Below are 12,871 nucleotides of genomic sequence, written 5' to 3' on the forward strand. Positions count from 1 at the left end.
CGACGCTCGGCGCCCGCCCGGCGAGGCGATCACGGGCGCGTCAGCGCGACGCCCTCGACGCAGCGCCAGCGCTCGGTCGGCCCGTCCACGGCCCACAGCTCGAGCCGCTCGGCCCACGCTCGGTCGCCTCCGAGCGAGCGCACCCGCGGATCCGCGGCGAGCGACCGGCGGCGGTCTTCCGGCAGGTCGCCGTAGACGAGGCTCACGTGCGGGCGAAAGGGGCTCTCGCCGGCGCCGAGCGCGGCCTGCGCGGCGCGGCGCAGCGCCGCGAGCGGCTCGGTGAGCGCCACGTCGAGGAACACGCACTGGTGGCGGGAGGCGCCGACGGCGGGGCCGCGCGCCTCGAGCTCCACGGGGTGGAGGGCGCCCTCGAGCTCGCCGAGCCGCGCGGCCAGCGCGGCGCCGTCGCCGCGCAGCCCGGAGACCAGGGTGAGGTGCGGCGCGAACGCGGGCCCGCCGGTCTCCCGGGCGAGCGCCGCGATGAGCTCCCGGAGCCGCGCGGCCGGCGCGCCGCCGGGGACGAGCCACAGGGCGAACGCCTTGTCCTCTGCCATCGCCGGCTCCCTCGCGCCGCCGGGCCCCGGAGGCAAGCGGCGGCGCGCTGGGGGCAGGCGCCCGCGTCACGCGCGCGCCGCGAGGCGCCGCTCGATGTGGCCGATCGCCGTCGCCACGCCGTCCTCGCCGCCGATCTTGCGGCCGAGCTCCTCGGCGCGCCGCCGCATGCCGGCGTCGGTCGCGGCGGCGTGGATCGCGGCCGCGAGCGCCTCGGCGGTGAGGCGCGGCCGCGGGATGGCGCGCGGGCCGACGCCGAGCTCCTCGACGCGCCGACCCCAGTAGAGCTGGTCGCCGAGGTGCGGGACGACCACCGCGGGCCGCCCGGCGCGCAGGCACGAGGCCACGGTGCCGGCGCCCCCGTGGATCACGGCCGCGGCGACGCGCGGGTACAGCCAGTCGTGCGGCACGGCGTCGATCCGCAGGATCGAGTCGGGGAGCGCGGCGTCGCCGAGCCCGGCCCAGCCCGAGAGCAGGACCGCGCGCCGGCCGCTCCGCACGACCGCGTCGACGAGGAGCCGGGTGGTCGCGGCGGGATCGTGGGACGTCATGCTGCCGAAGCCGACGGCGACGGGCGGCTCGCCCGCCGCGAGGAACCGCTCGAGGGCCTCGGGCGGCCGGTACGCGCCGCCCTCGTCGAGGAACCAGTAGCCCGTCGTGTGGAAGCCGGGCGGCCAGTCCGGGGCGCGCGGGACCACGTGGGCGCTGTAGCCGTGGACGACCAGCGTGCGGCGCAGCGTGGCCAGGTACGCGCGCCGGCCCTGCGGCGGCAGGCCGAGCCGCTCCCGCACGCGGTTCGTCACGCCGGCGTACCAGCGCCACACCGTCGGCTCGATCAGGAGCTTGCCAACGAGGAGGTTGAGCGCGCTGTCGCCGCGCGGGACCGGGGCGACCATCGCGGTCGGGCCGTGGCGCGTGGCGAGGATCGCGGGCTGGAGCGGCATGCTGATCTGCACCGCGCCGGAGGCCTCGGCGATCGACGCCGCGTACGTGTCCGAGGTGAAGCTGCTCAGGATGAGCTCGGCGCCCTCGCAGGCGCGCAGCGCGTCCTCGGACATCTCCACGCCGTAGCGATCGATGATCTGCTGCAGGATCCGCGGCTGGGCCAGGGGATCGGTGCCGCGCGCCACCCACGCCTTGCCGAGGTCGCTCTCCATGATGTCGACGGTGTCGACGCTCGCCGGGATCGCCGTGAGCCCGTGCGCCTCGATCCAGCCCTGGAAGCTCTTGCCGGCGAGGACGCGGACGTCGTGGCCGCGGGCGGCGAGCGCCTTGCCGAGCGCGATCGCGGGCTGGACGTCGCCCCGGGTCCCGACGGCGAGCACGGTGGTCTTCATGCGGGGCCCTCGCCTCAGAGCGCCTTCCAGGACGCCTCGCCGGACGGCAGCCGCGGCGGCTCGACCGACAGGATGTAGTCGACGCGGCGGTTGCGCGGCTCGTCCACCTGGTCCGCGGTCTTCACGAGCGGCGCCGACTCGCCGAGCCCCTCGAACGCGACCGGGAGCTTCAGGCCGCGGCCCTTGAACCAGGCGGCGATCGCGCGCGCGCGCCGCCGCGACAGGGCGAGGTTGTGCTCCGCGCTGCCGACGGTGTCGGTGTGGCCGACGATGAACAGGGTGATCTTGCCGAGCTCGCTGGTCTTCGCGACGACCTCCGAGATCTTCTGGAGGCTCGCCTCCAACTTGGGCACCTCGGGCGCCCGGATGACATCGGAGTTGGTCTCGAACTGCACCTCTTCGTGGGGGATGCTCACGTTCCACGGGAGGATCGCGACCCCCGCCCAGTAGCCCTGGGTGTCGTGGCCGTACACCTCGATGCGCGCGACGGTCTCGTCGCTCGAGGGCGTCCAGGTCACGGTGAGCGGCGTGCCGGCCGCGGCCCCGCCGAACGGCTTCTCCTCCTCGGCGAGGACGGCGCCCGACTGGCCGACGACCTTGATGCGCACCTTGGCGGCGGCGCGCGACAGCTTGACCTCGATCTGGCGGCCCTTGAGGTCCACCTTCGACCGGTCGATCGTCACCTCCAGCGCGGGCGGCCTCGGGGCCTTTTCGCCCTGCGCGGGCGCGGGTGCCGGGCCGTCGCCTCGGGCGGCGGCGGGGGCGAGCAGCGAGGCGGCGAGGAGCAGGGCCGGGAGATGGCGCATGGGGACCTCATCTCGGAGGGTGAGGGAAGTGAGGAAGACGGGCCGAGTATACCACCGGGACGCCGGCCCCGCGCCGGCGGGCGTCCGGCGCGCCGCGCGATTTTGCCCGCGTCCCCCCGCGCGCTTCTCTGCGCCGCGGCGGCGCGCTTCTCTGCGCCGCGGCGGCGCGCTTCTCTGCGCCGCGCCGGCGCGGCGGTGGCGGTCGCCGGCGCGATCCCGTAGTGTCCGCGGGCGTCGAGCGGCGCCCCTGCGTGGCTCTCCGGCGCACCAGCGCACATGGCAGTCACCATTTTCGATCTCTTCAAGATCGGCATCGGGCCGAGCAGCTCGCACACGGTCGGCCCGATGCGCGCCGCGCGGATGTTCGCGGTGGATCTCGACGCGTCGGGCCTGCTCGACCGCACCGCGTCGGTCCGGGTGGAGCTGTTCGGCTCGCTCGGCGCCACGGGCCGCGGCCACGGCAGCGACAAGGCCGTCATCCTCGGGCTCATGGGCGAGACGCCGGACGGCGTGGACGTCGAGCGCGCGGGCGAGGTCGTCGAGGGCGTGCGCCAGAGCGGCCGGCTGTCGCTGCTCGCCCGGCACGAGATCGGCTTCGAGGTGAAGGGGCATCTGGCCTTCTTGCACCGGAGCTTGCCTTTCCATCCGAACGGCATGCGCTTCACCGCGCTGGACCAGGGCGGCGCCCCGCTGCGCGTGCGCGTGTATTACTCGGTGGGCGGCGGCTTCGTGGTGAACGAGGCCGCGGCGAAGGGGGAGAATCCGATCGAGGAGGACGCGACCCCGCTCCCGTATCCGTTCCACAGCGCCGCGGAGCTGCTCGCGGCGTGCGCGGCCGGGGGCCTGTCGATCAGCCAGGTCATGCTGGAGAACGAGAAGGTCTTCCGTCCGGAGGCGGAGATCCGGGCGGGCCTCCTGCGGATCTGGGAGGTGATGCAGGAGTGCGTGCGGCGCGGCTTCCGGACAGAGGGCGTGTTGCCGGGCGGCCTCAAGGTGGCGCGCCGCGCGCCGGCGCTGTACCGCAAGCTCATCGAGAGCCCCGAGGCGGGCCTCCGAGATCCGCTGACGGCGATGGACTGGGTGAGCCTCTACGCGCTCGCCGTGAGCGAGGAGAACGCCGCCGGAGGCCGCGTCGTGACGGCGCCGACCAACGGCGCGGCGGGGATCATCCCGGCGGTCCTGCACTATTACCGGCGCTTCGTGCCGACGTCGACGGACGAGGGGGTGATCCGGTTCTTGCTGACGGCGGGCGCGATCGGCCTTCTTTACAAGGAGAACGCGTCGATCAGCGGCGCGGAGGTGGGGTGTCAGGGCGAGGTTGGCTCCGCGTGCTCGATGGCCGCGGGCGCGCTGGCCGAGGGGCTGGGCGGCACGCCGGCGCAGGTGGAGAACGCGGCCGAGATCGCGATGGAGCACAACCTCGGGCTGACGTGCGATCCGGTGGGCGGGCTCGTCCAGGTGCCGTGCATCGAGCGCAACGCGATGGCCGCGATCAAGGCGATCAGCGCCGCGCGCATGGCGCTGCACGGCGACGGGGCGCATTTCGTGAGCCTCGACAAGGTGATCAAGACGATGCGCGACACGGGCGCGGACATGGAGTCGAAGTACAAGGAGACGGCGCGCGGCGGCCTCGCGGTGAACGTGGTCGAGTTGCCGCTCGAGGTCGGGGTCCACCTGCCGGAGTGCTAGCCCCGCGCCGCTGGACGCTCCTTCTTTTGAAGGACTCCGAGTATTCTCTCACCTCAAAGCCTGTCTCCGCTCCCCGAGACCGGCGACGTGACGGTGTGGGCAGATAGAGACATCGTTCATCGGTGACTCGCCGCACGTCCGCGAGAGCTCGATCGTGCGCCTCGATACCCTCGCGTACAAAGCAAAGGATTCTTTCGTCGCACCGTCGAGGGTCAAGTGGGGAATCGGCTTCGGCCTGCTCCTGGCCCCTGGCGTGGGCGAAGAGGACGATTGCCAGCTGCGGCCGGAGGGATCGAGGCCGTCGAAAAGGACGCAGAGAGCTCGTTCGGCGGCAAGCCGCCGAAGCAGCGCGGAGGCCGCACGCCCGGCGCGTTCCGCCAGAGTCAAGATTTTTCAAGGCCCGAAAAAGTCCACCTGAGCGGTGCGCGCACCGAACGGACGCGACGAAATAAGACAGAATCGACTTGAGACGATCGGCAAAGTGGGGAATAACCACAGTGGCACTCGCGGGTCGGGCCCTCGTCCGCCACCCCGTCGCCCGACCCCGGCGGTGTCCTGCTTCACGGTCCCTTCACGAGGAGCGCTCAACATGCGTCTACGCACCGCACGTCCCACGATCTCTTTGGCCTTGTTCGCAGCGCTGCCTTTGGCGCTCGCCGCCTGCGGCACCGGAGACGGAGGATCGGATCCTGCCGGTTCAGGAGGAAGCTCGTCAGTCGGCACAGGGAGCGTCGGCAGCAGCGGCACCGGAGGGGCGTCGACGGGCACTGGCGGAGCGTCCTCTTCGGGTGGTGCCCCGACCGGGACGGGCGGCGGCGTAACGACGGGCGAGGCCAGCAGCGGTGGTGGGGGCCCGGTCGGAACGGGCGGAGCGCCGGGAACCGGTGGTACCGATGGCAGCGGCGGCGGCGACGCGGCGAGCGCCGAGTGGGGCCAGGTGGAAGACCCTGGAGCCGGGTGCGCCGTCGGACCGATGCCGAGCGTCGGCTCGCTCACGGCGAACGCGAAGCTGCCGGACCCCTTCAAGAAGATGGACGGCACCCGCATCGCCGACAAGAGCGAGTGGGCCTGCCGGCGCGAAGAGATCCTCCAGCAAGCCTACAAATTCATTTACGGCGACAAGCCCGTCCCGGCAGAGGGAGCCGTGTCCGGTACCGTGAGCGACAGCAGGATCACGGTCCAGGTCAACGATGGCGGAGGCAGCGGCTCGTTCAACCTCACCGTGAACATGAACGGTGCGACGGCGCCCGCCCCGGCCATCATCGGCTATGGCGGCCTGAGCGGCATGCCAGTCCCGAGAGGCGTCGCGACGATCACCTTCACCGCGGTGGAGTCGACCGGCAGCAGCGGCGCGAAGAACGGGCCGTTCTACAGCGTGTACGGCTCGGACCATCCCGCGGGGTACCTCACGGCGCAGGCCTGGCAGATCAGCCGCGTCCTCGACGTCTTGGAGCAGAACCCCGGCGTCATCGATCCGCGCCGGGTGGGTGTGACGGGCTGCTCACGCTGGGGCAAGGGGGCCTTCGTCGCCGGCGCGCTCGACAACCGCATCGCCTTGACCATCCCGGTGGAGTCGGGTCTCGGGGGCACGGTCGGCCTGCGCCTCGTCGAGGTGCTCGACAGCTACAGCGGCTCCGAGTGGCCCTATCATGGCATCAGCTACGTCCGCTGGCTCTCGGAGGTGGCGCTCGGCCAGTTCACCACGGGCAACAACGCCGGGGCCGACAACACGAACAAGCTCCCCGTCGACATGCACGAGATGATGGGCCTCATCGCGCCGCGCGGCCTCTACATCGTGGACAACCCGAGCACCATGTACAACGGGCTCGATCGGAACTCGGCGTGGGTCACCGCCAACGTCGGCAAGATGATCTTCGAGGCGCTCGGCGTCGGAGACCATATGGCCTACACGGGCGCGGGTGGGAGCCACTGCAGCTGGCGCTCGCAGTACACTGCGTCCCTCAACGCGATGATCGACAAGTTCCTGCTGGGCAAGGACGCCACGGCGACGGGCGCTTTCGCCACGGACCTGCCCAACAAGCCCAACCACCTGGACCACATCGACTGGACACCGCCGACGCTCACCGGCGAGCTCTGATCGAGCGCAGAGGAGGTAGCCCATGAATCATAGCTCGTTTCAAGCTCTCGGGGTCGCCCTGGCCCTGACGCTGGGTGCTTGCGGCCCTGGCGAAGGTGGTGACGCCGCGGGCGGCACCGGAGGTGGTGGAGCCTCGGGCAGCGCGGCGGGCTCTGGCGGCCAGAGCCCCGCGGGAGGCACCGGCGGCGCGCCGCAAGCGACCGGCGGCGCCTCGTCGGGCGGCGGCAGCGCGACGTCGACCGGCGGGGCGGGGCCGAGCGGCGGCACCTCCAGCGGCGGTGGATCCGGAGCGGCCACCGGCGGAGCGTCGGGGTCGGGCGGCGCTCCGGGGGGCGAATGCACGCGCGAGCTCCTGGATGGCCTCCTGGACGACTACTTCGCCGCCCTCGCCGCCGGGGATCCTTCCAGCCTACCCCTGGCAGAAGGCGTGAAGTTCACCGAAAACGCCGTGCAGGCCGAGATCGGCACGACGGACTTCTGGAAGAACGCTGGCGAGGTGAAGCATTCGCAGCGCGCCCTGGACACCGAGGCGTGCAGCGTCGGCGCTCAGGCGGTGATCCCGGAAGGCGGGAGGGATCTCCCCGTCGCCCTCCGCATCAAGGTGGAAGGCTCGGAGATGACGGAGATCGAGACGATCGTCGTCCGCCCGGGCGACTACACGGCGTCCTTCGCGGTCGCGTCGGATCCCGCCGCGATCATCGCCATCGCGGACGACATCGGATGGCACGACGAGGTCCCGGAAGCCGAGCGGGCCACGCGGGAAGAGCTGACGAGCTGGATCGACAAATACTTCCGCGCGTTCCCCGCCGGCGTCTGCGACGTCACGGCAGCCTGCAAGCGCCTGGAGAACGGCGGCGGCAACTTCTCTTGCCGCACGGGAGCGTCCTGCAGCGCCGGCGATCCTGGGTCCGGCGGCACCTTCATCCCGCGCGTCATCCTGGCGGACGAGGTGCGCGGCATCGCCATCGGTCTCACCATGTTCGACTTCATGACGGACGGGCATCTGGACATGCACATGATCAAGATGTCCGGCGGTGAGGTGCACGCCGTGCACGCCATCCTGCGCGACACGAACGGCATGTCCGGCTGGGAGTGATTGGCGGCCTCCCTCGCCGCTCGCGTCGAACCGCCGCCCGGTTGCCTCCGCCGTCCCCCTCGGATAGCCTGGCCGTCAGTCTCCGCCGCCACGGGCGCCACGAGCCGCGCCGCGGGCGCCACAAGGAAGGAAGGACTCATGGCCGTTCCCGCTGGATTCGACCTCACGAGCGAGCGCTTCTTCGCCGATCCCTTCCCGACGCTCGAGCGGCTCCGGACCGAGGCGCCGGTCTACTTCTTCGAGCCGCTCCAGTGCTTCATCATCACCGCTCCTGCCGATATCGAGGGGCTCGTGAGGGACTCGAGCTTCACCGCGCGGCGGGCGACGGCGCTCCTCGGCGGCCTCGGCATGCTCGGCGACGACGAGCTCTCGAGGAGGACGTTCGACTCCCTGTCGCGGCTCACCTTCTTCCAGGACCCGCCGCGCCACACGCAGCTCCGGCAGCTCATCATGAAAGGGTTCTCGCCCTCGGCGGTCGAGTGGATGCGCCCGCGGGTTTTGGGGCTCGTGCAGCGGGCCATCGAGCGGGCGCGGCGGGACGGCGAGATGGACGTCGTCTCGGCGTTCTCCGAGGCGGTCGCGCTCAACACGCTGGCCGAGATGTTCGTGATCCCCGAGCCCGATCGCCCGCAGTTCCTGAGATGGTCGACGGATCTCTTGAAGCTCGCCGGCGGCGGGGTGAGCTCGGAGGAGCAGAAGCGGGCGGTGAAGCAGAGCTGCTGCGACATGCTCGACTACATGATGAGGCTCGTCGAGGAGCGCCGGAAGGCGCCGGGCGAGGACGTCGCGAGCAGGTTCATCGCGGCGGAGGACGGTGACACCGAGCTCGCGGGCGAGGCGGCCATGCAGTGCTTCCAGATGGTCGCCGCCGGCTTCGTCACCTCCGTGAACCAGATCGCGAACACGGTGCTCGCGCTCCTCAACCACCCCGCAGAGCTCGCGAAGCTCCGGGAGGCGCCGGGCCTCGTCCGCGGCGCGGTCGAGGAGAGCCTGCGCTTCGAGCCGTCCGTGCTCTCCCTCAGCCGCATGTGCAAAACGGACACCGAGATCCGGGGCGTCAGGGTGTCCGAGGGGCAGTTCGTCTTCGCGATGATCGCCGCAGCGAACCGCGATCCCGGGCTGTTTTCCGCACCGGACCGCTTCGATATCACGCGGCAGCAGAGCCGGCACCTGACCTTCGGGAGCGGCGCTCATTACTGCCCGGGGGCCCCGCTCATCCGGATGGAAGTGGAGGAGTCGCTGCGCGCTCTGCTCTCGCTGCCGCGCTGGGAGCTCGCCGAACCGACGTTGAGCTACGCCGGGTCGAACCTGCAGGACCGCGGGCCGAGCTCGCTGCGCGTTCGCTTCCCCGCGGCCTGAAGCGCGGCCCTGGGTGTCGACACGATGCGAACGCCGATGCATGAACCGAAGCCGCGGGCGCCCCGCGGCGCACGCTCCGCAACAGGTCACCGCCGCGGCCCGCGGTGGCAGGCCGTCTTGCCGTTTCTCCTCGGGGCTGTGGTCGCTGGCTCAGCGTGCGTCGGCTCGAGCCGCGTCGGGGGGGCGGGGACCGGACGCGAGGCGCCGCGCAGCTCACCGCTTGCCTCGAACGCCGGCGGTCCGGCCGAAGACGCCGGCGCTCCGGCACAAGAGCCCCCTCCGCAGCCGCCGAGCACCGAACGTCATCCCGCGGAGAGCCCAGCCGCGCCGGCCGCCGGCGTCCAGCAGGCGGCCGCGCCGCGCTGTGATGCGCTCGCGCGCTGTGATGAACATGGCCTCTGTCCCGCGGGGAGCCAATGCTTCGATCTCAAGCGCTGCGGGGGCACGGTGTGCACCACGGTGGAAGCGGCTTGCGCCATCGAATGCGGACGTCCGGGGTGTACGCTGCTCAAGAGCCTGCCCCCTCAGATAGATTGCTCTCCCTGAGGGACGATCGCCTGGCGGGCGCTTGGCCCGCCGGGCGCTTTGACGGGATCGTCGCGCGCCGTCGTAGCGGCTAGAACACCGATCCGTTTGGTTTCGTGCTAATCCGGGCGCTTCGATGGAAGGCTCGGCGGCCTCGGGGCAGCGCTGCGCGCTCGGAGGGCGCGCCGGCGCAGACCCCAGGCTCACGGCCTTCTGCAATGCTGTAATGTTCTGCGGCCGGGAACGGTATGATGCAACTTTTGCCGGCGTGGAAGAACTCGAAGCGTGGCTTGCGCCGAAGTTCTGTCGTCGATTAGCATCGACGCGGCAAGCGTCGCGCCATCGTCGGCGACGCCAGCGCAAGAGGTGCTCGACATGCGTCGATTTCTGAACCGCGCCCTCGTGGTCGCGTCGATGTCTCTGGGCCTGCTCGCGGCCATGCCAGCGCGCGCGGCGTCCGTGGTGAAGGTGGACCGGACGACGTGGGGCGCGAGCGGCGTACCGGACTACGTCAACATGAACATCTATGTCCCGGACCGGCTGGCGGACAATCCACCCATCGTGGTGGCCTGCCACTCTTGCAGCACGCCGGTGAGCGGGTTCTTCAACAGCATCTCGGGGATCCGCGCCGGGGCCGACAGGAACGGCTTCATCATCGTCCTTCCGGAGGCCACCGGCCGGAACTGTTGGGACGTGGGCTCGACGAAGTCCCTGACCCACGACGGCGGCGGCGACACGCAGGCCGTCGCTCAGATGGTGAAATACACGCTCGAGAAGTACGGCGGCGACCCGAAGCGCGTCTACGTGATGGGCGGCTCCTCCGGGGCGATGATGACCCAGGCCATGCTGGCCGTGTACCCGGACATCTTCAGGGCCGGCGCGGCGAGGGCGGGGGTGCCGGCTGGGTGCTGGGCCGACGGCTTCGACCCGAGCAACCAGTGGAGCGGCAACTGCGCGGGGGGCAGGACGAGCAAGACGGCGGAGCAATGGGGAGACCAGGTTCGCGCGATGTTTCCTGGCTACACGGGACACCGCCCGCGTCTTCAGATCTTCCACGGCACGGCGGACGCCACGATCAACTACAAGAACCAGGGCGAGGCGATCAAGGAGTGGACCAACGTCCTGGGGTTGAGCGAGGCCCCGAGCTCGACCGACAGCACGACCTCGAACGGGACGACCTATGAGCGCCAGTTCTGGAAGGACGAGTGTGGCTACACGGTGTTCGAGGCGTGGTCAGGGAAAGACGGCGCGCACTCCATGCCGTACGAGGCCGACGCCATCCTCGCGTTCTTCGGCCTCGACGAGGCCGGCGGCGCCGATCCAGAGCCCGCCTGTCCGGGGCCGGACGGCGGCGGTGGCATGGGCGGCGCGGGCGGCGCAGGCGGCGCGGGCGGCGCGGTAGGCTCCGGGGGCGGCACCGGACCGGCCGCGGGGAGCACCACCACCGGCGGGGGCGCAACCGCCGGCTCTGGCGGGCAGCCCGCCGGCAGCGGTACGGGCGGCGGCGGCACGGGCGGTAGCACCCCGACCGGCGCTGCGGGCAGCGACGACCCCGGCGCGGGCCCGGATTCCGCATCCGAATCGGGCGGATGCGCCTATGTCGTCGGCGATTCGAAGCCGATGAGCTCGACCGCAGCCGCCGTCGCCATGGGCCTCGCGCTGTTGACGCTCCGTCGCCGGCAGCGAGACGCCGGGCGCTGACAAGGTACCTTCGCGCAGGAAGCGCGCCTCTCACTGAGCAACGCACGGGGTCGGCGTGCGATGCGCGCGCTCCGTGAGCCGCGCCGCGCGGCGCGAGCGTGACATGTCACGCCTCGGGCCGTGACATGTCACGCCTCGGGCCGTGACATGTCGCCGCGGCTCGCCCCGCGGGAGAGGGCGCCCTCGGCCGGCGCGGGCCGCGGCGCGCCCGGTTCGGCCGGAGCTGCGCCGCCGGCGCGCTCCCTCGGAGGGCGCGCCAGACGGCATGTGCCTTGCTGATCCGCGCGCTGGCTCGCAACGCACAGGCGCGCGGATGGCCGCGCCATCACCCGGGGAACGGAGCATCATGATGTCTGCGCCGATACCGATGACCACCATGAACCTCCTCGCGAGGTCCATTTCTGCTGAGCAGCGGCTCGACGAGGCGGTTCTCTGCGCCAACGTGCCGAGCCCGCTGTCCGCGGTCGCATTTCATCAGGATGTCGAGTGCATCCAGCGGTTCTTCGCCGCGGGGTTCCCCGTTCACCTGGCGGTCCATCGCGTGGACAGCGCCGAGCCGGCGCGCCGGGACTACACCGCGCTGCACACCCACGATGTCCCGGAGATCAACCTGATCCTCCCCGACCCCACAGGCCTGGAGTACCGCATCGAGCTCGGCTCCAGCGCCCACCTCGTCACGGGCAGCACGAGCATCTGGATCCCGCCGGGCGTCCCGCACTCCGCCAACGTGGTCCAGGGCTCTGGCTACCTCGTCACCGTGCGCCTCGATCGCGGGGTCGCGACATGAGCTGCGGTCTTCCTCGGAACGCCGACGCCGACGCCGACGCCGATGCCGACGCGACGTTGCCATCCATCACCATCCCCCCCGCCGCGCAGGCCTACCGGAGAGGGAGCCTCTGGCAGAAGGGGCGCGGCGAGCGCCTCATCGAGCTCGCCGGCGTGAGGCGGGGCGAGCTCGTGCTCGACCTCGGCTGCGGCACGGGCGGCCTCACACAACAGCTCGCCGAGCTCGTCGGCCCCGGCGGGCGCGTCGTCGGGATCGATCCGGACGAGGCGCGGATCGCGCTCGCCCAGGACACCGCGGTCGCGCCCAACCTCGAGTTCCGGGTGGGCACGGCCGAGACCCTCGGCGAGATCGCCCGAAACCGCCCCGTCGATCTCGTCTTCTCGAACTTCGTGTTCCACTGGATCCGCGACAAGCGGGCGGTCCTCCGCCGGCTGCGCGGCCTGCTCCACCCCGCGGGGCGCATCGTCGTCCAGTGCGTCTCGTCGCTCCCCGCGCTCGTCGGGGAGCTCTCGCGGCTCGCGGACCCGTCGGGGGAGAGGATCCTCCGGGACTTCGCCTTCGAGGACGCCGCGGCGCTCGCGCGCCACGTCGAGGGCGCAGGCCTTCAGCTGCTCCGCGTGGAGGAGCAGCAGGGGACACACGTGTATCCGACGCTGGACGCGCTGCTCACCTGGTGGCGGGCGACGACGCACGACCGCTTCGACCCGCGGGCGATCGAGCCGGCGGCGCTCGCGCGGTTCGCCGAGCAGCATGGCGAAGGCGGCGCGTTCCTGGTGCACGAGACCTTCTGCTGGTTCGAGGCGCGGATCCCCCCGGCGCACGCGTGGGGACGCCGCGGCTGACCCGGCGCCCCCTCCGCGGCGGCTGCCTCACCCGCGGCTGTTCATCGACGCTCCGCCGCGCGGCCCCCGCGCGGCGCGT

The 12,871-nt window shown here is 71.9% G+C and carries 10 protein-coding genes; 7 read left to right on the forward strand and 3 right to left on the reverse strand.

The window, feature by feature from the left end; all coding sequences use genetic code 11:
* Positions 1-29: 29 nt before the first annotated feature.
* The 3 genes from WMF26_RS11350 to WMF26_RS11360 form a co-directional block, all read right to left on the reverse strand.
* Positions 30-554 (reverse strand): 2'-5' RNA ligase family protein, encoded by a 525-nt coding sequence (locus WMF26_RS11350; protein ID WP_437337131.1) that lies wholly within the window; start codon positions 552-554, stop codon positions 30-32.
* A 66-nt stretch (positions 555-620) separates the two neighbouring features.
* Positions 621-1,889, reverse strand: coding sequence for a glycosyltransferase (locus tag WMF26_RS11355; RefSeq protein WP_438000316.1), 1,269 nt, complete (start codon positions 1,887-1,889; stop codon positions 621-623).
* A gap of 14 nt (positions 1,890-1,903) precedes the next feature.
* A complete protein-coding gene (locus WMF26_RS11360; RefSeq protein WP_020734248.1) occupies positions 1,904-2,695 on the reverse strand; it encodes an OmpA family protein in 792 nt (263 codons plus the stop codon).
* A gap of 276 nt (positions 2,696-2,971) precedes the next feature.
* Here WMF26_RS11360 and WMF26_RS11365 point away from each other — a divergent pair, with 276 nt between their 5' ends.
* The 7 genes from WMF26_RS11365 (at position 2,972) to WMF26_RS11395 (ending at position 12,792) form a co-directional block, all read left to right on the forward strand.
* Positions 2,972-4,384: an L-serine ammonia-lyase gene (locus WMF26_RS11365; protein WP_438000317.1), complete on the forward strand. Its 1,413-nt coding sequence runs from the start codon at positions 2,972-2,974 to the stop codon at positions 4,382-4,384.
* A gap of 937 nt (positions 4,385-5,321) precedes the next feature.
* Positions 5,322-6,482, forward strand: a complete 1,161-nt coding sequence (locus WMF26_RS11370) for a glucuronyl esterase domain-containing protein (RefSeq protein ID WP_438000318.1) — start codon at positions 5,322-5,324, stop codon at positions 6,480-6,482.
* Positions 6,483-6,504: 22 nt separating this feature from the next.
* The gene (locus tag WMF26_RS11375; RefSeq protein WP_437337136.1) at positions 6,505-7,578 is read left to right on the forward strand and encodes a hypothetical protein; all 1,074 of its coding nucleotides are present in this window, start codon (positions 6,505-6,507) and stop codon (positions 7,576-7,578) included.
* A gap of 138 nt (positions 7,579-7,716) precedes the next feature.
* Positions 7,717-8,937: a cytochrome P450 gene (locus WMF26_RS11380; RefSeq protein WP_438000319.1), complete on the forward strand. Its 1,221-nt coding sequence runs from the start codon at positions 7,717-7,719 to the stop codon at positions 8,935-8,937.
* A 900-nt stretch (positions 8,938-9,837) separates the two neighbouring features.
* Positions 9,838-11,163 (forward strand): extracellular catalytic domain type 1 short-chain-length polyhydroxyalkanoate depolymerase, encoded by a 1,326-nt coding sequence (locus tag WMF26_RS11385; protein ID WP_438000320.1) that lies wholly within the window; start codon positions 9,838-9,840, stop codon positions 11,161-11,163.
* Between the two features lie 376 nt (positions 11,164-11,539).
* A complete protein-coding gene (locus tag WMF26_RS11390) occupies positions 11,540-11,950 on the forward strand; it encodes a hypothetical protein (RefSeq protein WP_438000321.1) in 411 nt (136 codons plus the stop codon).
* Positions 11,947-12,792, forward strand: coding sequence for a class I SAM-dependent methyltransferase (locus tag WMF26_RS11395; RefSeq protein ID WP_438000322.1), 846 nt, complete (start codon positions 11,947-11,949; stop codon positions 12,790-12,792). The genes WMF26_RS11390 and WMF26_RS11395 overlap by 4 nt, the downstream gene beginning before the upstream one ends.
* The last annotated feature ends 79 nt before the right edge of the window (positions 12,793-12,871 follow it).

This window comes from Sorangium sp. So ce185, from assembly GCF_051526825.1.
Classification (GTDB): domain Bacteria; phylum Myxococcota_A; class Polyangia; order Polyangiales; family Polyangiaceae; genus Sorangium; species Sorangium cellulosum_D.